The 16,672-nt window shown below is 41.8% G+C and carries 16 protein-coding genes, 1 tRNA gene and 1 riboswitch; of the genes, 4 read left to right on the top strand and 13 right to left on the bottom strand.

All coding sequences use genetic code 11. The features are described from left to right. Positions 1-22: 22 nt before the first annotated feature. Positions 23-1,165, bottom strand: coding sequence for a cation:proton antiporter (locus tag AC0VZ9_RS06540; RefSeq protein ID WP_475397151.1), 1,143 nt, complete (start codon positions 1,163-1,165; stop codon positions 23-25). Positions 1,166-1,497: 332 nt separating this feature from the next. Here AC0VZ9_RS06540 and AC0VZ9_RS06535 point away from each other — a divergent pair, with 332 nt between their 5' ends. Further along, positions 1,498-1,692, top strand: coding sequence for a hypothetical protein (locus tag AC0VZ9_RS06535; protein WP_009331548.1), 195 nt, complete (start codon positions 1,498-1,500; stop codon positions 1,690-1,692). Positions 1,693-2,096: 404 nt separating this feature from the next. Here AC0VZ9_RS06535 and AC0VZ9_RS06530 read toward each other — a convergent pair whose 3' ends face one another. Together AC0VZ9_RS06530 and AC0VZ9_RS06525 are read right to left on the bottom strand one after the other, a co-directional pair. Continuing rightward, positions 2,097-3,311, bottom strand: a complete 1,215-nt coding sequence (locus AC0VZ9_RS06530; protein WP_475397150.1) for a homoserine dehydrogenase — start codon at positions 3,309-3,311, stop codon at positions 2,097-2,099. A gap of 112 nt (positions 3,312-3,423) precedes the next feature. Then, a riboswitch (SAM riboswitch) is annotated at positions 3,424-3,525 on the bottom strand. A gap of 75 nt (positions 3,526-3,600) precedes the next feature. Beyond that, positions 3,601-4,239: an NUDIX hydrolase gene (locus tag AC0VZ9_RS06525; RefSeq protein WP_251263647.1), complete on the bottom strand. Its 639-nt coding sequence runs from the start codon at positions 4,237-4,239 to the stop codon at positions 3,601-3,603. Positions 4,240-4,441: 202 nt separating this feature from the next. On the opposite strand from AC0VZ9_RS06525, the gene AC0VZ9_RS06520 reads away from it, so the two are divergent. After that, positions 4,442-5,056 carry a general stress protein gene (locus tag AC0VZ9_RS06520; RefSeq protein ID WP_251263646.1) on the top strand — a complete coding sequence of 205 codons (615 nt, stop codon included), beginning with the start codon at positions 4,442-4,444 and terminating at the stop codon, positions 5,054-5,056. A gap of 58 nt (positions 5,057-5,114) precedes the next feature. Here the strand turns inward: AC0VZ9_RS06520 and yhbH are convergent, their stop codons facing one another. Both yhbH and AC0VZ9_RS06510 read right to left on the bottom strand, forming a co-directional pair. Further along, positions 5,115-6,287 (bottom strand): sporulation protein YhbH, encoded by a 1,173-nt coding sequence (gene yhbH / locus AC0VZ9_RS06515; protein ID WP_009331556.1) that lies wholly within the window; start codon positions 6,285-6,287, stop codon positions 5,115-5,117. A 304-nt stretch (positions 6,288-6,591) separates the two neighbouring features. Next, positions 6,592-6,777, bottom strand: coding sequence for a hypothetical protein (locus AC0VZ9_RS06510; RefSeq protein ID WP_009331558.1), 186 nt, complete (start codon positions 6,775-6,777; stop codon positions 6,592-6,594). A gap of 118 nt (positions 6,778-6,895) precedes the next feature. Here AC0VZ9_RS06510 and AC0VZ9_RS06505 point away from each other — a divergent pair, with 118 nt between their 5' ends. Beyond that, positions 6,896-7,036 (top strand): hypothetical protein, encoded by a 141-nt coding sequence (locus AC0VZ9_RS06505; RefSeq protein WP_019381364.1) that lies wholly within the window; start codon positions 6,896-6,898, stop codon positions 7,034-7,036. Between the two features lie 384 nt (positions 7,037-7,420). Here AC0VZ9_RS06505 and AC0VZ9_RS06500 read toward each other — a convergent pair whose 3' ends face one another. From AC0VZ9_RS06500 to queG, 5 genes are all read right to left on the bottom strand, one after another. Beyond that, positions 7,421-9,316, bottom strand: a complete 1,896-nt coding sequence (locus AC0VZ9_RS06500; protein WP_009331560.1) for a PrkA family serine protein kinase — start codon at positions 9,314-9,316, stop codon at positions 7,421-7,423. Between the two features lie 408 nt (positions 9,317-9,724). Continuing rightward, positions 9,725-10,474 (bottom strand): oxygen-insensitive NADPH nitroreductase, encoded by a 750-nt coding sequence (gene nfsA / locus AC0VZ9_RS06495; RefSeq protein ID WP_251175759.1) that lies wholly within the window; start codon positions 10,472-10,474, stop codon positions 9,725-9,727. 97 nt (positions 10,475-10,571) lie between these two features. Next, positions 10,572-11,045: a tRNA (uridine(34)/cytosine(34)/5-carboxymethylaminomethyluridine(34)-2'-O)-methyltransferase TrmL gene (gene trmL, locus AC0VZ9_RS06490; RefSeq protein ID WP_019381359.1), complete on the bottom strand. Its 474-nt coding sequence runs from the start codon at positions 11,043-11,045 to the stop codon at positions 10,572-10,574. Positions 11,046-11,107: 62 nt separating this feature from the next. Beyond that, the gene (locus AC0VZ9_RS06485) at positions 11,108-11,986 is read right to left on the bottom strand and encodes an amidase domain-containing protein (protein ID WP_019381358.1); all 879 of its coding nucleotides are present in this window, start codon (positions 11,984-11,986) and stop codon (positions 11,108-11,110) included. A 200-nt stretch (positions 11,987-12,186) separates the two neighbouring features. Continuing rightward, positions 12,187-13,320, bottom strand: a complete 1,134-nt coding sequence (gene queG, locus AC0VZ9_RS06480) for a tRNA epoxyqueuosine(34) reductase QueG (protein WP_019381357.1) — start codon at positions 13,318-13,320, stop codon at positions 12,187-12,189. A gap of 107 nt (positions 13,321-13,427) precedes the next feature. On the opposite strand from queG, the gene AC0VZ9_RS06475 reads away from it, so the two are divergent. Further along, positions 13,428-14,096, top strand: coding sequence for a B3/B4 domain-containing protein (locus tag AC0VZ9_RS06475; protein ID WP_019381356.1), 669 nt, complete (start codon positions 13,428-13,430; stop codon positions 14,094-14,096). Between the two features lie 124 nt (positions 14,097-14,220). Here AC0VZ9_RS06475 and AC0VZ9_RS06470 read toward each other — a convergent pair. The 3 genes from AC0VZ9_RS06470 to AC0VZ9_RS06460 all read right to left on the bottom strand — a co-directional run bounded on the left by AC0VZ9_RS06470 (position 14,221) and on the right by AC0VZ9_RS06460 (position 16,666). Then, positions 14,221-14,294: transfer RNA gene (locus AC0VZ9_RS06470), tRNA-Gly, on the bottom strand. 347 nt (positions 14,295-14,641) lie between these two features. Next, complete coding sequence (locus AC0VZ9_RS06465; protein ID WP_071157648.1) at positions 14,642-15,610, bottom strand: sugar phosphate isomerase/epimerase family protein; 969 nt, start codon at positions 15,608-15,610, stop codon at positions 14,642-14,644. Positions 15,611-15,628: 18 nt separating this feature from the next. Further along, positions 15,629-16,666: a Gfo/Idh/MocA family protein gene (locus tag AC0VZ9_RS06460; RefSeq protein WP_192908304.1), complete on the bottom strand. Its 1,038-nt coding sequence runs from the start codon at positions 16,664-16,666 to the stop codon at positions 15,629-15,631. Positions 16,667-16,672 lie beyond the last annotated feature (6 nt).

The following is a 16,672-nucleotide window of genomic DNA, read 5'->3' as shown; positions in this document are numbered from 1 at the left end:
TTTTCCGGAAATTTTTATGCTATTAACCGGAATTCTTCTGCACCCGTGAATGGATCCAGGATGATAACTGAAACAGCAGCATGCCGACCAAAGCTGCAATCAGGATATAAGCCCCTGCAAATACTTTAAGGCCTCCTGTGGCCAATCCGGCAATAATTACAGAGAATTCTCCCCTTGATGATAATGATAATCCCGCCTTTAGAGCTTCCTGTTTCGATAGGCCATACCATTGCCCTCCAAAATATCCTGCAGCAAGCTTGTGAATGATGGACCAGGTAACAATAATAACCAGAAGACCCAGAGAAGGAATTTCTTCATTAAACTCAAGCGAAAGCCCGAAATTCAAGAAGAAAAATGGGAGAAACAGATTCCTGACGGGAAGTACAACTTCCTCTGTTTTTTCTTTCACCTCCGTTCCGGCAAGTATGATGCCGGCAAGAAATGCGCCAATAACCTCTGATAGCCCCAGAAATACTGCAAATCCTCCATAGGTAATCGCAACTCCAAGAACAAGAATCAAAAAGGAATCTTCATGAGCAACTTTCTTCATCCAATGCTGGGCTTTATGAAGAACTATTCTGCTCATCCAAACTGCAGCGCCAGCAAGGAGAGATACCTTCAGAAAAATAAACAGAAAGTCTGGAGCGGAGAAACTATTTCCACCGCTCAGCCCAATCAGAACGGTCACAAGAATCGGGGCAGCGAGGTCTTCAAAAATCAGAAGAGATAGAATATATTCAGAGTCTTTATCTTCAAGGCGATTCTTTGATTCCAGCAGCTTAACAGTAATTGAAGAACTGGTTGCATATACGATTCCGCCTATCAATAAAGAGACAAACATATTTTGACCTGCTGCATAGGCAATTCCCGCAGTCACTCCCACTCCCAAAAAAACATCCAATAGCCCGGATTTCCAGACCTTCCTTCCGTTATTCCTTAATTCTCGCACAGAGAATTTTGTGCCAAGCAGAAAGAATAGCAGAATTAAGCCAATTTCACCTGCAGCTTCAATTACTTTCGCCTCTTTGTAAAATCCAAAAATACCGATGCCTGCTCCTAAAATAATATAAATAACGATATCGGGAATTCTTAAGATTTTAATCCCGATTATTGCAGTTATATAAAGGGCAATAAAAATGAGCCCAATTGCAAGAGGCATATTCATATTCCGTTATTCATCCTTTTCTGAAACCGTATTTTTACGGACTATTAATACCCTCTTTGTCTAAATTTCACTCCTGTCAATTAGATCCAAAATCGGATAGCACAAATTGTGTCATTCCCTCCAAGGATTGTTTTTTCGGCTGTATTTAATTTCGGAAATGAATACTTAATTATTTATATAAAGAAAATTCGACAGGTACCTGGCACCAATAAAATTTGTCGATAAAAAAACGAGCTATATTACTGGACTTTTTTTATTAAAGCGTTTATTTTACTATAAAAAGGCAATATTCTATGTATAAGTTCAATAAAACCGAATGGGATGGTGTTACGATGGCAGACAAAAAAAATGTTAAAACTCCCAACAAAGATCTAAATATTGGTGCTAATGTTTCATTAAACGGCCTGGTAACAGCTGTTTTTGATAATATGGTCCATGTCCAGATTGGCGCTAAGATTGTAACGGTCCATGTAAAAGACCTTTATTCTGGGTTAAATAATCCTTTGTTAAAAAACCAGCAGGCATAAAGTGAAACTTCAATCAGCGGGGGCTTTATACCCCACTGATTATAAGTTGAGGCCCACAGGACAAGGAAGGCTTCGTCTGCATGAGCATCGTACGACCAAATGCGACAGCTTTTGGGCGGAAGTATGTTACAAAGACATTGCCATAGGACAAGGAAAGCTACGGCAGCGATACATCGCACGACCGAAAGCGCAGCTTTTGGGAGGACGTGGCGTTTTTAATCTTTGTTCTGCGGTCGGGCCTTTATGGGCAGTGGACTCCCACTTATCCTCTTTCGATTCCTCTGAGTCTTGAAGAAGGAGGCTTACTGCCCGTTAGACTGCGATAACATCCACCATCTCTAAACATACTTCAGGAGGGGCAGCTCATAAGCTTGCCCCTCCTGTTTTTTCATTATGTTTTCAGGTTATACCGTCTGTACCTGTTTATTTTCCTTTACAGCCGGAGCATAGTCTCCAAGCACCTGATAAGCCTTAAAATCTGATGTATCTAATAATGACACAGCTTCCAATGATGCCTTAAAGATGAAGACATCTTTTGACACTTTACTGATTATTTCACATCCCTCAGGCAATCCTGCATTAGCATCACCCCAAATAATCCAAACTGGCTCGTCAAGAACAGTCCCTTCCGACTTGCCTTCCTCAAAGACTGAAGGAATATCGGTTCTGCCTACATGAATCAAATCTTCAATAATTGCGCTGGCTGTCGGAAACATGCCGGCTCCAGGACCCTGCAGGCTGATATTCCCGACTATATCCGCATCAATTGAAACTGCATTTTGCACTCCTTCTACTCTGTACAAGGGATGTGCCTCCGCTGTCAGGACCGGTTTTACAGTACAGCGGATATCATCTTTTTCCCTCTCAATCGATGCTACATGTTTAAATTTCAGTCCCAGGGAGTCAGCCATACGGATTTGTTCAATTGTAATGTCAGTAATGCCTTCTCTAACAGATGTTTCCTGCGCCGGTGCTTTCCCGAACACCAGCTCACTCAGAACAACCGCTTTGAAAAAAGCGTCATATCCCTCGATATCGTTTTTGGGATCGGCTTCTGCATATCCTTTTTCCTGAGCTATTTTCAGTGCTTCTTCAAATGATAAGTTCTCTTCGCGCATACTTGTCAAAATGAAATTGGACGTGCCATTTAATATACCTTCGATCCGTTCAATCTTGTTCGCATTCAGCAGCTGCTTGATAGTCTGAATTATTGGGATTCCGCCTCCGACTGTTGCTTCAAATCCTAATGATACATTATGTTCTTTTGCGAGCCTCGCAAGCTCACTTCCATGGAATGCAAACATCTCCTTATTTGCAGTAATGACATGGCATCCTCTCAATATTGCCTGGCGCAAATACGTATAGCCTGGCTCCCTGTCAACAATGGCATCAATTACGACATCAAGCTTGGGAAGCTCAATAATTTCTTGAAAATCATCAGTTAAAAGCACCTCATCATCAGGCACAGAATGCTTACTTACATTTTTGACAAGTATTGCTGAGACCTTCACTTCTTTCCCGAATATCGCCTGAAGCCTTCCCTGATGTTTGCTGATCGTTTCATACACTCCTTTTCCAACTGTTCCAAACCCCAATAGCCCAATAGTTAACGCTGACATTTCTCATTCCCCCTGGTTAATATTTAAAGAGCAGATACCTATAAAAACAAAAAACCCCTTCCGTCTATTACAGACAAGAAGGGGTTTGAATTTACATTCCGTTCATTCCGCCTTCTTATCTTCGGAAAATGTATTCCTCTGAATTTGGCACCGTGCATAAATGCTGGTTGCCGAGGCTTCATAGGGTCAGTCCCTCCGCCTCTCTTGATAAGAAGTTTCTAAGTATTCAATTTATATGAATCATAAACATTTATAAGGACTTCGTCAACCTTTTTTGAAATTTTTTTCTTCAACCGCTTTCATTTTCCTCGAAATCTTCAATAATGATTTCAAGAAAATGCTTAAGAATTCTGGCAGTGAGCCCCCAAATAACCTTATCCTCAAAAAAGTAAAATACTTCTTCTACTTTCCTTGTCTGCCAATTGTAATTTTCACCTCCGGCAATCAAGTCAAAAGGAAAATTTTCTTCGGGCTCTACTTTAAAATTCACGTGATACGTTTCCGGCTTTACTTTTTTTAGAAAGGAAAGAGGCACGGTAAAAACTTCTTCTACTTCGTCAGGGTTTGGCACGATCTGGTCAGGATTATGGATAATGCCTGCATAAGGGTAAATAATTTGTCCGAAGGAAATCATGTAATCCAGCGGGGACACATCTGTGATGCTGTCTTCGCTTACGCCGAGTTCCTCTGAGGTCTCACGGATGGCCGTATGCTCCTCATCCCTGTCTTCCGGATCTATTCTTCCGCCGGGGAAACAGACCTCCCCAGGCTGCCTTCTCATTGTAAGTGAACGCACCTCAAAAAGGACATGTGTTTCCTTATTTATCTCTACAAGCGGAAGCAAAATAGCGAATTTCGAAAATCGCTCACTCCCTAAAATGACTGGGGTCCTGTTACTTAACCTTTTAGCCAGTTTTTCAATCTCCATATACCCCACCTCCAGCAGCAATTCCAATTTATTGGCTACATCTTTATCATACTGTATTTACTGTGTTTTATTAATTCATACGGCTTGTACCATGTAATGATACAGGACAGTCTAACTGTCCGCCCTTCAAAAGAAAAAGAAAGTTTCTCCTCCTGCAAATCAGGGGAAATAGAAAATATAATATGACATGAGGAGTGAAAATATGAAGAAAAATATATTAATAGGCGGGTATGCTACACAGGAAGAGCTACGAGAAGCTATTGAAGGGGCAGAGTCAAACGGGTATCAGAAAGACAACCTGGTGATTGTTTCAAAAGATGGAGCGAATCTTGAAAGCTTTGCAGACAATCATGGAGTGAACTTGCGAATAGTCGGATCCCAGGAGCTCGGCAATCAGCGCTTTCTTGATTCAGTGAAAGCCCTTTTTATGGGAGAAGATCCAGCCACAAGTTCAGGAATGGATCCTGATAAAAAAGATGGTATACGGTTTGATGAACATGACCTGGATAAATACGCAAGCATGGTGTTTGATGGAAAATATGTCTTAATCGCGGATTACTACGGAAACTATCCCACTACCCAGAAAGGCAATCAGAGGGTCAGTGCTGAAAACTCAGAAGGGTACCTCGAAAGCGCTTCAGCACGGGAAGTTGTCCATGAAACAGATATCAAAACACTGGCAGATAAATCCGGTAGCTCATGTGCTGCCGATAATCAGGAATTCACTCGTGTTCATGTTTCACCAAAGTCTGAAGTTGTGAAAACCAGTGCTGAATTAAACTGGGATAATCGGCTTACAAAGGAAAGGCACAAATAGCAAAGGGCCCCCCGTGTGGGGTCTTTTTTCCCGAATAAAAAAGAGAGGTTCCCCTCTCTTAAGCATACTTCTTCTTATCTTCCTCCTGTTTGAAGAAACTCTTCATCGCATGGAATACATCTGCTTTTTGCTTAAGGATATAATAGCGGAAATCCTCATTTTTAATATTTTTATAGGCTGACATCAAGGTCGAGTGGCGGTTATACTGGTTGACCTCACCGTACCCGAACATATTGGACACCTTCATAAGTTCTTCCACCAGCTTAACACAGCGGGCATTGTCAGAGGTCAGGTTATCACCGTCTGAGAAGTGGAAAGGGTAAATGTTATATTTGCGCGGGTCGTATTTGACATCAATCAGTTCAAGCGCTTTACGGTAGGCAGATGAACAAATGGTTCCCCCGCTTTCTCCTTTTGAGAAGAAGTCCTCTTCTGAGACCACCTTTGCTTCAGTATGATGGGCAATAAATTCTATCTCGACTGTCTCATATTTGGTCCTCAGGAACCGGGTCATCCAGAAGAAAAAGCTTCTGGCCATATACTTTTCCCAAATCCCCATCGATCCGCTCGTATCCATCATTGCAAGCACGACAGCCTTTGAATCAGGCTTTACAATTTCATTCCAGGTCTTGAACTTCAAATCTTCCTTATAAATTGGGTGGAAAGCTGCCTTTCCATTCATTGCATTCCGCTTGAATGCCGACATCATGGTCCGTTTCTTATCAATATTGCCCATTAATCCAGTCTTTCTGATATCATTAAATTCAATGTCCTCTACCAGATTTTCATCCTGCTCTTTTCTTTTTAAATTAGGCAATTCCAATTGTTTAAATAAAGCTTCTTCAATTTCCATCAATGATACTTCTGCTTCAAAATAATCCTCGCCTGCCTGGTCGCCTGCCCCTTGCCCTTTTCCGGGTCCTTTCTGGCTGCCGGATCCGTCACGTGCCACTACATCTCCAATCTGGCTATCTCCATCGCCTTGGCCGACATGTTTGTTTTTATCATAGTTATAACGGATTTTGTATTCATCCAAAGAGCGAATTGGAATCTTCACTACTTCCCGCCCATTCGACATTACAATGTTTTCTTCCGTTATTAAATCAGGCAAATTGTTGCGGATTGCTTCCTGGACTTTATCCTGATGACGCTGCTGGTCATCATAGCCTTTGCGATGGAGGGACCAATCTTCTTGGGAAATCACAAACTGATGGTTATTGACATTCGTCATGTTAACCCCTCCTTTTAAATTAAATTTCACACATTACAGCTTTCCAACATACAATATCGCGAGTGTCAAAAAATGATGAAACATCCCCAATTCAGCAGTCTGCCTTCTTTTCATAGACTCATTTCCTGGCAGCAAATTAATTATTAATGCACCAATACAAAGAAATGTTTATTACTCTATCATATGCGAGAAGACAAAATAATTTACAAATAATTTTGACAATAAGACATTCGCATCATCTTTTAGACAAGCCCATTTTTTAATATGGGGATTTGCCTAATTAAACAAAAATGAACCTCCGCTTTTAGCGAAGGTTCTTGTCCTTGTTTTTATGCTGAATGGGATCGGGATATTTATCATAATCCTCTTTTAATTCTTTATTGGTCCGCAAATTTTCCATCTGCTTTCCCAGGTTTTCCATTTCTTCAATATTTTCTGCCATTGAGCTGTTTCTCGGTGTATAATTCTTATCTAATTCTTTCTTTTTCATGAATATCACCTCTGCTGTATTTATACCCCCAATTGGGCGTATCTAAACTTTTAGGCAGAATCTGCTGCATAAAAATGGCCAAGCGAAAATAGGATTATACTAAAAGGGGGGGGTTTTTATGAGCGAAATCCTTTGCTGCGGCTGGTGTGGTGAATTATCACTGTATGATCGGACAGTTTATCTTGAAAACAAGCCAATTTGTCCTGAATGCCAGAAAAAAAAGAAAGAAGCTGCACAAAATATAGAGAAAAATAGATGAAGGGGCTTTCGGGCCTCTTTTTTTATATGGGGTATTTTTCCTGGAATCTATCATTTTTAATTCATTTTGCGGTTTGCTTTCCGATTCTGACTTTTTCTTGATTGCGACGCTTCTTCAATTATTTGCGCTGATACATTTGATTTTTGCGCTGTAACCCGTGTTATTTGCGCCTTCCTCATTCTTTATTGCCTCTAGTATCATAATTACGCCGATATCCAGCTGATTTTTGATTTTTGTGCTGTAACCCATGTCATTACGCCTTCCCTATTCTTTATCGCGTTCTCTTCTGCCATGATTGCTCCTGAACTTATTTGCGCCCCTCCTAATTCAGCTCCTTATTCATCCGCAAAAAAAAGCCTGGCAGCTATCCTGCCAGGCTTTTTTTTAACGATTCAGCAAGCTTCCAACATAGCGGAGCAGTTCGTTTGCTGATGTTGAGTTATAGCCATGTTCGTCAATTAATCTTGCTACAACTTCATTCACCTTCTTCAGCTGCTGCTCATCAGGCGTTTTTGAAGATGTGGTGATCTTCACGACATCTTTCAGGTCAGCGAAAAGCTTCTTCTGGATAGCTTCACGCAGACGGTCATGCGAATTATAGTCAAAGCGCTTGCCTTTTCTTGCGTAAGCTGAGATGCGGATGAGGATTTCCTCCCTGAATGCTTTCTTCGCATTCTCGGAGATGCCGATCTGCTCTTCGATTGAGCGCATCAGTTTTTCATCCGGACTGATTTCCTCACCGGTTAATGGGTCGCGAAGCTTCGCTTTATTGCAGTATGCTTCAACATTATCAAGATAGTTTTCCATAAGCGTTTTTGCAGATTCTTCATAAGAGTAAACAAATGCCTTTTGTACTTCTTTCTTCGCAATATCATCATATTCTTTGCGGGCCAGAGAAATAAAGTTCAGGTATCTTTCCTTCAGTTCTGGAGTAATGGATGGATGCTGATCCAACCCTTCTTTAAGCGACCGTAATACATCCAGCGCATTGATGCTCGTAATATTTTTACGGATGATTGTAGAAGAGATCCTGTTGATAACATAACGCGGGTCAATACCGCTCATGCCTTCATCTGCATGCTCTTTTTTCAATTCCTCCACATCAGCCCTGTTATAGCCTTCAACGCTCTCTCCATCATACAAACGCATTTTCTTAACTAAATCTATATCGCCTTTTTTCGGATCCTTCATGCGGGTTAAAATCGTAAACATCGCTGCAACCCTCAGGGTATGAGGTGCAATGTGCACATTGGAAACATCGCTTTCTCGGATCATTTTATCGTAAATCTTCTCTTCCTCTGAAACCTTTAAATTATATGGGATTGGCATAACGATAATCCTTGAGTGCAGAGCTTCATTCTTTTTATTAGAAATGAATGAACGGTACTCTGTTTCATTCGTGTGAGCAACAATTAGCTCATCCGCTGATATCAAGGCGAAGCGCCCTGCTTTAAAGTTGCCTTCCTGAGTCAGGGACAATAAATGCCATAAAAATTTCTCGTCGCACTTCAGCATTTCTTGGAATTCCATCATCCCTCGGTTTGCTTTATTTAGTTCCCCATCGAAACGATAGGCACGAGGATCTGATTCTGAACCATATTCAGCAATGGTTGAAAAGTCAATGCTTCCAGTCAGATCAGCAATATCCTGGGATTTTGGATCTGATGGGCTGAAAGTTCCAATTCCCACCCTGCGGTCTTCTGAGAAAATGATTCTTTCAATTAAAACATCTTCTATACGGCCGCCATACTCCTGTTCGAGACGCATACTATTCAATGGCGAGAGGTTTCCTTCAATTCTTATTCCATATTCATCATGAAAGTCTTTACGGAGGTGATGCGGGATTAAATGAAGCGGATCTTCATGCATTGGACAGCCCTTAATAGCATAGACCGCTCCCCTATCAGCGTGAGAATATTGCTCTAAACCTCTCTTTAGCATTGTCACTAAAGTTGATTTACCGCCGCTGACCGGCCCCATTAATAAAAGAATCCTTTTGCGGACATCGAGGCGTTTGGCAGCAGGATGGAAATACTCTTCTACCAGCCTTTCCAATGCTTCTTCTAATCCAAAGAGCTGATTGCTGAAAAATTGATATCTTTTTTGCCCCTTCACTTCTTCGACACCGGCATCCTTAATCATATTATATACCCGTGAATGTGCTGACTGGGCAACCCATGGCTTCTCTTTAACAATTTCTAAATACTCTCCAAAAGTCCCTTCCCATTTAAGCTTTTCTTCCTCGTGTCTGTACATCTCAATTTTTTTTAGAATATCCATAAGGACCTCCCCCTGTCGCATTATCAGAGACGATTAATATACTCTATGCGCCCCGGCAATCGAACATGCGTAAACTATTGAGAGTTTGGTTTGTACTTTTTATGGGGATTAATTATAAGGAACACTTTGCTGCGGGATCTAACTGTAAAAAAAACTCCATACTTTTCATTCACAGTTATTCATTTTTGGGCTATAATAAGCTTATATTTACAAGCTTGCCTATTGATATACCGCTAAAGGAGGATTACATATACATGGGTACAATTATTATTATCGGTGTAATGGTTGCTTTCCTTGCTGCTATTTTCGCTGCTGGTTATGATGACAAGCCAGGCGTAAGCAAAAAATAAGCTGCTGATCATTCAGCAGCTTTTCTCTTATTTCGAACACAGGCTCTTGGTTATAGCCCTACCTCAAATCCATCTTTTTCTTCTGTACAAAATCCTTCATATACATTCGTGTCTGCTTTTCAAGCATGCCGGCGATTTGACCAGTCCACGTGTCATTCCGCTTGCCGCCCGTACGCTCATCATAGTACTCGGAAATGATTTTATTATACACTTCCAGCTCTTCGCGGTAGGCAGTTTCATCCTGCTTATATTCATTTTCATGGTATATGTGCTGAAGAGGAAGCCTTGGCTTTTTATCGTTCTTTTTGGAAGGATAGCCAACAGCCAGTCCAAACAAAGGAATTACGCGATCCGGTGTTTTTAAAAGTTCAGCTACACCTTCAAGATTGTTTCTTATTCCGCCAATATAGCATATTCCCAATCCCAGCGATTCAGCAGCAACCGCAGCATTCTGTGCAGCCAATGCTGCATCAATGACAGCCACCATAAATTTCTCTGTGCTTTCAATGGAGGGAATTACATTGATATTTTCCATTTGTCCCATTACTTCATGACGATGCAGATCAGCACAAAATACGAAAAAGTGGCCATTTTCTGCTACATAATTCTGGTTGCCTGCAAATTCAGCAAGTTTCGCTTTCTTCACTTTATCGGTAATACCGATTATTGAATAGGCTTGAACAAAACTTGAGGTGGACGCAGCTTGAGCAGAAAGTACAATCGTTTCTATCTGTTCTTTGGACAGAGGCCTATCTTCAAAATTCCGCACGGAGCGATGGTCCATCAGCAAATTGATCACTTCATTCATCACAACTCATCCTTTCCATATATACTTTTTCATTTTACCCAGAAAGGAAAGTATTCTCCAAAGGAAAAGGCCCGAAAAATACCAGGCCAGCTGTTTCCTATTTTAAATGCAAGTAATCCTGCTGCCGCAGTGCTTCATAAACAAGAATGGCTGCAGTGTTGGATAAGTTAAGCGAACGGACTTTATCGTTCATTGGAACCCTTAATGCGCGTTCTTTGTTGATTTCAATGATATTCTTCGGAAGGCCCGTCGTTTCTTTGCCGAAAATAAAATAATAATCCTTCCCGACATTGCTGTAATCGAAAGTGGAATGCGGCTTGGTGCCATACTTCGTTAAGTAGAAGTATTCACCGCCTTCGCTGCTATTAAAGAAATCGTCCAATGATTCATGATAGACGATCTTTACAAATTGCCAATAATCCAAGCCTGCACGCTTCAGCATTTTATCATCTGTCGAGAAGCCAAGCGGCCGGATCAGATGCAATGTCGTATCAGTAGCCGCACAAGTACGGGCTATATTACCAGTGTTGGCCGGAATTTCCGGCTGATATAATACTACATGCAACCCCACTTTTTTCACCTCTAAATTAAATCTGCATGTGTTATTATATCATTTTGAAATCACCTTACAAATTACTGGTCATCAGTTATAGACAAAAATTTATATTTAATATTCGGTGTATAGGCTGTTGAATCTTCATAAGCCCAATAACGCATTCGGCTGTTATAAGTATGGGCATTGACCAGGGGCATTCCTGAGGCATCTTTTCCCGTCACGATCGTTGTATGGTCAAATCGCCCGTCTCCCTGAAAATCATAGCAAATAACATCTCCAATTAAGAGCTGATCCGGACTGGAGACTTCCTCCGCTCTTAACCCCGAATTCGAACTCGGCAGATACCATCGCAATGAATTCGCTACCGTCCAGCTGTAGCTCCAATTTCCGCTTCTCATCCACCATCCTTTTCCGCGGTTAGGATACCCTCTCATCGGGCCGCCGCCTACATGAAGGCACTGTGAAATATAATTGGTGCAATCCACTTCAAATTTTTTATAAGCCGGATTATAGCTGTTCCACCATTTTTCTGCATACTGCACTGCTTTCATGCGGTCATACTCATATACAAGCCTTTCTTCCTCTCCATATTCATGGTCTGGAGACGCTTCATCTTTTTGAATCTCATTAAAAGGGTTTTTCTCCCGATCCTCGACGAACACTCCTTTATAAAAGTCGGCTGTTCGCTCTTCAATTTCTTCTTCCATATAGAACACGCCTTTTTGCTTAATTAAATATCTAAAGTGAACTCTGTATTCAACCTGCTTCACGTCATCCTTCTCCCCGCCGACCTTGATCACTTTTCCGGTTGCCTGGGCTTTAACAATCTCACCGGACCGGGCGGTAAGAGATTCTTTCTTCTTTTCAATCTTAGGGCAGGTATGAATTGAACTTCTTGAATGGGAAACGCACTGCTGCACTCTTTTTATTAACAGCTCCTGAAGCTGGTCCCTCACGCATCTCACTCCTCTCCTATTCAATACATATGAGAGAAAGCAGAGGACTTTGCTTAATTTTTCGTGCAATATAACAGTAAGTCAGCCGGACTGAACAGTTTCTCTGCATTTGAATTTTACTCTTTGCATATTGTTGGACTGAGGAAAAATTAGAATTTTTCATAAAAATGGCATAGAAAAAGAGGGAGATTCCTCCCTCATCATTTCTCAATAAAACTTAAACCTTTTTCAATCTCAGCAATAGCCTCTCCGTCTTTTTCCTGCTGCAAAGCCTTTTCCAGGGCAGCTAATGATTTCTCACCGCCAATTTTCCCAAGTGCCCAGGCAGCCGTTCCACGGATCACCGGCCGAGGATCTTCTGTCATGACTTTAATCAGATCTTCTACAGCTGTTTCGTCTTTGTAGTGAGCCAAGGCGATAATGGCATTTCGCTGGATCGGCTTTTTCCCTCTCCAGGAGCCTGAAACCGGACCATATTTTTCTTTAAATTCACGGTTGCTGATAAATAAAAGCGGCCTTAAAAGCGGCTTTGCCACTTCCGGATCCGGCTCCATCTCTTCGTGCAGATGAAAATCCTTGCCTTTATTTTCAGGGCATACGGTTTGACAGGTATCACACCCATAAAGTCTGTTACCCAGTTTTTCTCTATACGGCTCAGCAAGAAAGCCTTTTGTCTGTGTCAGAAACGCGATGCACTTCTGTGCATCAAGCTGACCTCCCTGAATTAAAGCACCAGTCGGACAGACGTCTACACATTTATTGCAGCTGCCGCATCTGTCTTCCATTGGTTTATCCGGCTCAAATGGCAGATTCGTAATCATTTCTCCTAGATAGACATACGATCCGAATTCCGGTGTAATGATGGAACAGTTTTTTCCGCTCCAGCCAATTCCGGCACGCTGCGCTACGGCCCGATCCACAAGCTCACCTGTATCCACCATGGATTTGCATAACGCCTCAGGTATTCTTGACTGAATGAATCCCTCAAGTTTCTGTAGACGTTCCCTCAAGATATGATGATAGTCTTTACCCCATGAAGCGCGGCAGAAAATGCCTCTTCTCTCACCTCTTTTGCTGACCACTCTGACCTTCATTTTGGAAGGGTAAGCAACAGCTATTGAGATAATGGATTTGGGCTTGTCCAATAGGAGGCTGGGATTCACTCTCTTCTCAATATCGGGCTCTTCAAATCCAGATTGATATTGAAGTTCCTGCTGGCGAATCAGTCTATTTTTCATCTCATCAAAAGTGCTGGCTGCTGTAAAACCGATTTTATCTATGCCAATTGTTTTGCTGTATTCAATCACTTCCTGCTTGAATTGGGCAAAATCCATTGTATAACCTCCTTTCATGAAAAATTGATTTATATGAAAGTCTTTAATTTATTGAATCACCGCTTATTATGATAAACTATTTTAAAGTAATTTTGGAGGTGGAAAGCTTGGAAATTACGTTTGCTCCCGAGTTGTGCAGGTTAATTCCCCAATTTAAAATTGGATTCATTACATATAAAAATATAGAAGTCGGACAATCTCCTCAAATGGTAAAGGGCAGACTCCAATTATTTCAGGAATCAATTTATTTTGACTTAGAGGACAAGAGTGTTACAGAATATGAAGGGATCAAAGAATGGAGACAGATTTTCAAAACAGCAGGCAAGGATCCAAATCGGTACCGCCACTCTGCAGAAGCACTGTACCGAAGAATTAAGAAACAAAATTATCTGCAGCCGGTCAACAGCTCCATAGATATTAACAACTTCTTTTCCCTCGAATATCAAATACCGATTGGCGTGTATGACGCAGATAAGCTTTCAGGCAATCTGACTATCAGGTTAGGCAAAGAAGGCGAAGAATATAACGGTCTAAACGGAAGACCCAACTCACTTGCCAATTTAATTATTAGTGAAGATGCGGCAGGGCCATTTGGCAGTCCGTTTGTCGACTCTGAAAGGACAGCGGTGACGGAACAGACTAAAAATGCCGTTCAAATCGTTTATTTGCGCCCTTCTCTGGAAATGGAAAAGGCTGAAAAAATGGTTGAGTCCCTAATGAACATGTACTCTCAAGTGCATGGTGGAGAAGGAACCTTTAAGGTAATTGGATGTTAAACAAGTTTATTAAAAATCGAGTGGAATCCGCGGATGCCACCCGATTTTTTTGCTCAATAGCCAAAGAACATGAAAAAACGCAATACCTCGTTCTTTTTGAACGAAACACTGCGTTGGCTATGTATGGAGCGGGTGAAGGGAATCGAACCCTCATCATCAGCTTGGAAGGCTGAGGTTTTACCACTAAACTACACCCGCATTTATATGAAGTTACTGACTACTGTTTTTTTCCCGTACTTGCATGCCTCTTCCTCTAAAAGCTTTTTCATGGAAGCCTATGCGTCGAGGCAACTCGGAGATGATTCATGGATGTGTTGGCTCGTGGCTGAGGTTTTACCACTAAACTACACCCGCATTTGTGTACTTATATTTAATCAGTAATGAGATTATGACAAAATCCAATGTCGATTTTTATCAACAGCAAAATAAACATTGTGTCGAATCAACTATTTAATAATACTAAATTCAGCCGGAATGGTCAACCCCAATTGAGAAATTTGTCGAAAATACAGGAAAGGATTTAAAATCCTTCCCTGCTAAGAATGTTACACCCACCACATTTCTGAAGGCTGCTCTTCAATTAAGATCGATTTAAGGTTCCTGACTGCCCTTGTAAATCCTTCTTCTATAGACATAAGCGGATCTTCATGCTCAATGCTGACAACATAATCATACCCAAATGTTCGCAAAGCGCTCATCATATCCGACCATTCCTGCAGGCCGTGTCCGCACCCGACTGACCTGAATGTCCACGCTCTGGTCTGGACATTTCCATACGGCTGCATATCTGTTAAACCGTACATATTAACATTTTCCTGGTCAATATAGGTATCTTTTGCATGAAAATGATGAATGGCATTTTCTTTTCCCAAAATCTTTATTGCTGCCACAGGGTCGATTCCCTGCCACCATAAATGGCTTGGGTCCAGATTGGCACCAATGGCATCACAGGTTTCTTCCCTTAATTTTAGAAGTGTATAAGGAGTATGCACAAGGAATCCGCCATGAAGTTCAAGACCAATTTTCACATTGTGGTCTTTTGCAAATTGCCCGGCTTTCTTCCAGTAAGGAATGAGTTTCTCCTCCCATTGCCATTTCAGCACTTCTCCATACTCATTCGGCCATGGAGCAACCGGCCAATTCGGATGCTCGGCCCCTTCCCCATCACCTGCAGTGCCTGAAAAACAGTTAACAACCGGAACATTCATTAAGCTGGCTAACCTAATCGTGTCATATAACACGCGGTCCGATTCCTCTGCAAATGCTCTATCAGGGGAAATCGGATTGCCATGGCAGCTGAATGCGCTGATTTCAAGACCTCTTGATAAAATCTTTTTCAGATAATCAGCCCGAAGTTCTTTACTTTCTAATAGCTCGTTCAGGCTGCAGTGAGCGTTTCCGGGATAAGCCCCCGTTCCGATTTCAACAGCCTTAAGACCTGCAGCTGCCACATGATCAAGCATTTCTTCAAAATTCTTCTCAGCAAATAAAACGGTAAATACGCCGAGCTTCATAAAATCCCCTCCTCGCTTCTAAAGTATTTCTCTTCTGCCCATTTCACTGCTTTTATAAATCGCATCAATAATTCTGGTTGTCTGCAGTGCTTCTTCTGCTTTAACTATGAATTCTTCCCTCCCCAAACAGCTGTCAATAAAGTTCCGTGCCTGCGCCAAAGCATAGTCATCCTCCCCCGGCAGCCATTCTGAGCGTGTATTAAGGAGCATTCCATGTTTGGATTGGTTCAAACTGAATGGGAATAAATCAATTCCTCCACCCTGCCCTGAAAGGCTGAGGCTTTCATCATCCCGTTCGATATTGGCCGACCATGAGGTTTCAAAAAGCAGGGATGCCCCATTGGCAAATTTTATATAAGCTGTCACATGGTCATCGACATTAAAGGATTGATGGTCAAAACTTCCCCATAGATTCACCTGCTCAGGCATTCTGCTCAATGTATTATAAGCTGTACCGGAAACCCCGGTTTCCTCCGGGTTTCCCAGAAGCCAAAGCGAGAGGTCAAGCAAGTGGCATCCATAATCAATCAAACTTCCTCCGCCCTGAAGTTCCTTATTGGTGAAAACACCCCATCCCGGCACCTTTCTTCTTCTCATCGCCCGTGCTCTGGCAGCAAATGGAAGACCAATTTCATCTTCTGAAATGAGTTTTTTGGCAGCCTGAGCCTCTTTCATAAACCGGTAGTGGTAGGCAATGGCCAAAACCTTTCCCGACCTGTCTCTGGCTTCTATCATTTTCCTGCATTCTTCTGCTGTCATGGCCATCGGCTTCTCACACAACACATGCAGCCCGGCATCCAGTGCAGCAGCCGTAATCTCAGCATGAAACTTATTCGGTGTACAAATAACTACGGCATCTGTTTCACTGAATACTTCTTTATAATCCGTAAAAACGCTGCTAATTCCAAACTTCCTTGCAGCCAATTTTGCAGTATCCTCATTCACATCGCAAATAGCTGTTATGGAAGCACTATCCGATAATTTTAGTAAAACGGGAATATGCCTGGACTGGGCTATTCCGCCAGCACCAATAATCCCGATCCGAAGTTTCTTCATTGATGC

This window comes from Cytobacillus sp. QJM3NY_8 (assembly GCF_056173585.1).
This window is presented reverse-complemented; position numbering and strand designations above follow the sequence as displayed.

Excerpts from the sequence above, each read along its gene's own strand:
- AC0VZ9_RS06540 (WP_475397151.1), bottom strand. The coding sequence starts at position 1,165 with ATGAATATGCCTCTTGCAATTGGGCTCATTTTTATTGCCCTTTATATA.
- AC0VZ9_RS06535 (WP_009331548.1), top strand. The coding sequence starts at position 1,498 with ATGGCAGACAAAAAAAATGTTAAAACTCCCAACAAAGATCTAAATATT.
- AC0VZ9_RS06530 (WP_475397150.1), bottom strand. The coding sequence starts at position 3,311 with ATGTCAGCGTTAACTATTGGGCTATTGGGGTTTGGAACAGTTGGAAAA.
- AC0VZ9_RS06525 (WP_251263647.1), bottom strand. The coding sequence starts at position 4,239 with ATGGAGATTGAAAAACTGGCTAAAAGGTTAAGTAACAGGACCCCAGTC.
- AC0VZ9_RS06520 (WP_251263646.1), top strand. The coding sequence starts at position 4,442 with ATGAAGAAAAATATATTAATAGGCGGGTATGCTACACAGGAAGAGCTA.
- yhbH (WP_009331556.1), bottom strand. The coding sequence starts at position 6,287 with ATGACGAATGTCAATAACCATCAGTTTGTGATTTCCCAAGAAGATTGG.
- AC0VZ9_RS06510 (WP_009331558.1), bottom strand. The coding sequence starts at position 6,777 with ATGAAAAAGAAAGAATTAGATAAGAATTATACACCGAGAAACAGCTCA.
- AC0VZ9_RS06505 (WP_019381364.1), top strand. The coding sequence starts at position 6,896 with ATGAGCGAAATCCTTTGCTGCGGCTGGTGTGGTGAATTATCACTGTAT.
- AC0VZ9_RS06500 (WP_009331560.1), bottom strand. The coding sequence starts at position 9,316 with ATGGATATTCTAAAAAAAATTGAGATGTACAGACACGAGGAAGAAAAG.
- nfsA (WP_251175759.1), bottom strand. The coding sequence starts at position 10,474 with ATGAATGAAGTGATCAATTTGCTGATGGACCATCGCTCCGTGCGGAAT.
- queG (WP_019381357.1), bottom strand. The coding sequence starts at position 13,320 with ATGGATTTTGCCCAATTCAAGCAGGAAGTGATTGAATACAGCAAAACA.
- AC0VZ9_RS06465 (WP_071157648.1), bottom strand. The coding sequence starts at position 15,610 with ATGAAGCTCGGCGTATTTACCGTTTTATTTGCTGAGAAGAATTTTGAA.
- AC0VZ9_RS06460 (WP_192908304.1), bottom strand. The coding sequence starts at position 16,666 with ATGAAGAAACTTCGGATCGGGATTATTGGTGCTGGCGGAATAGCCCAG.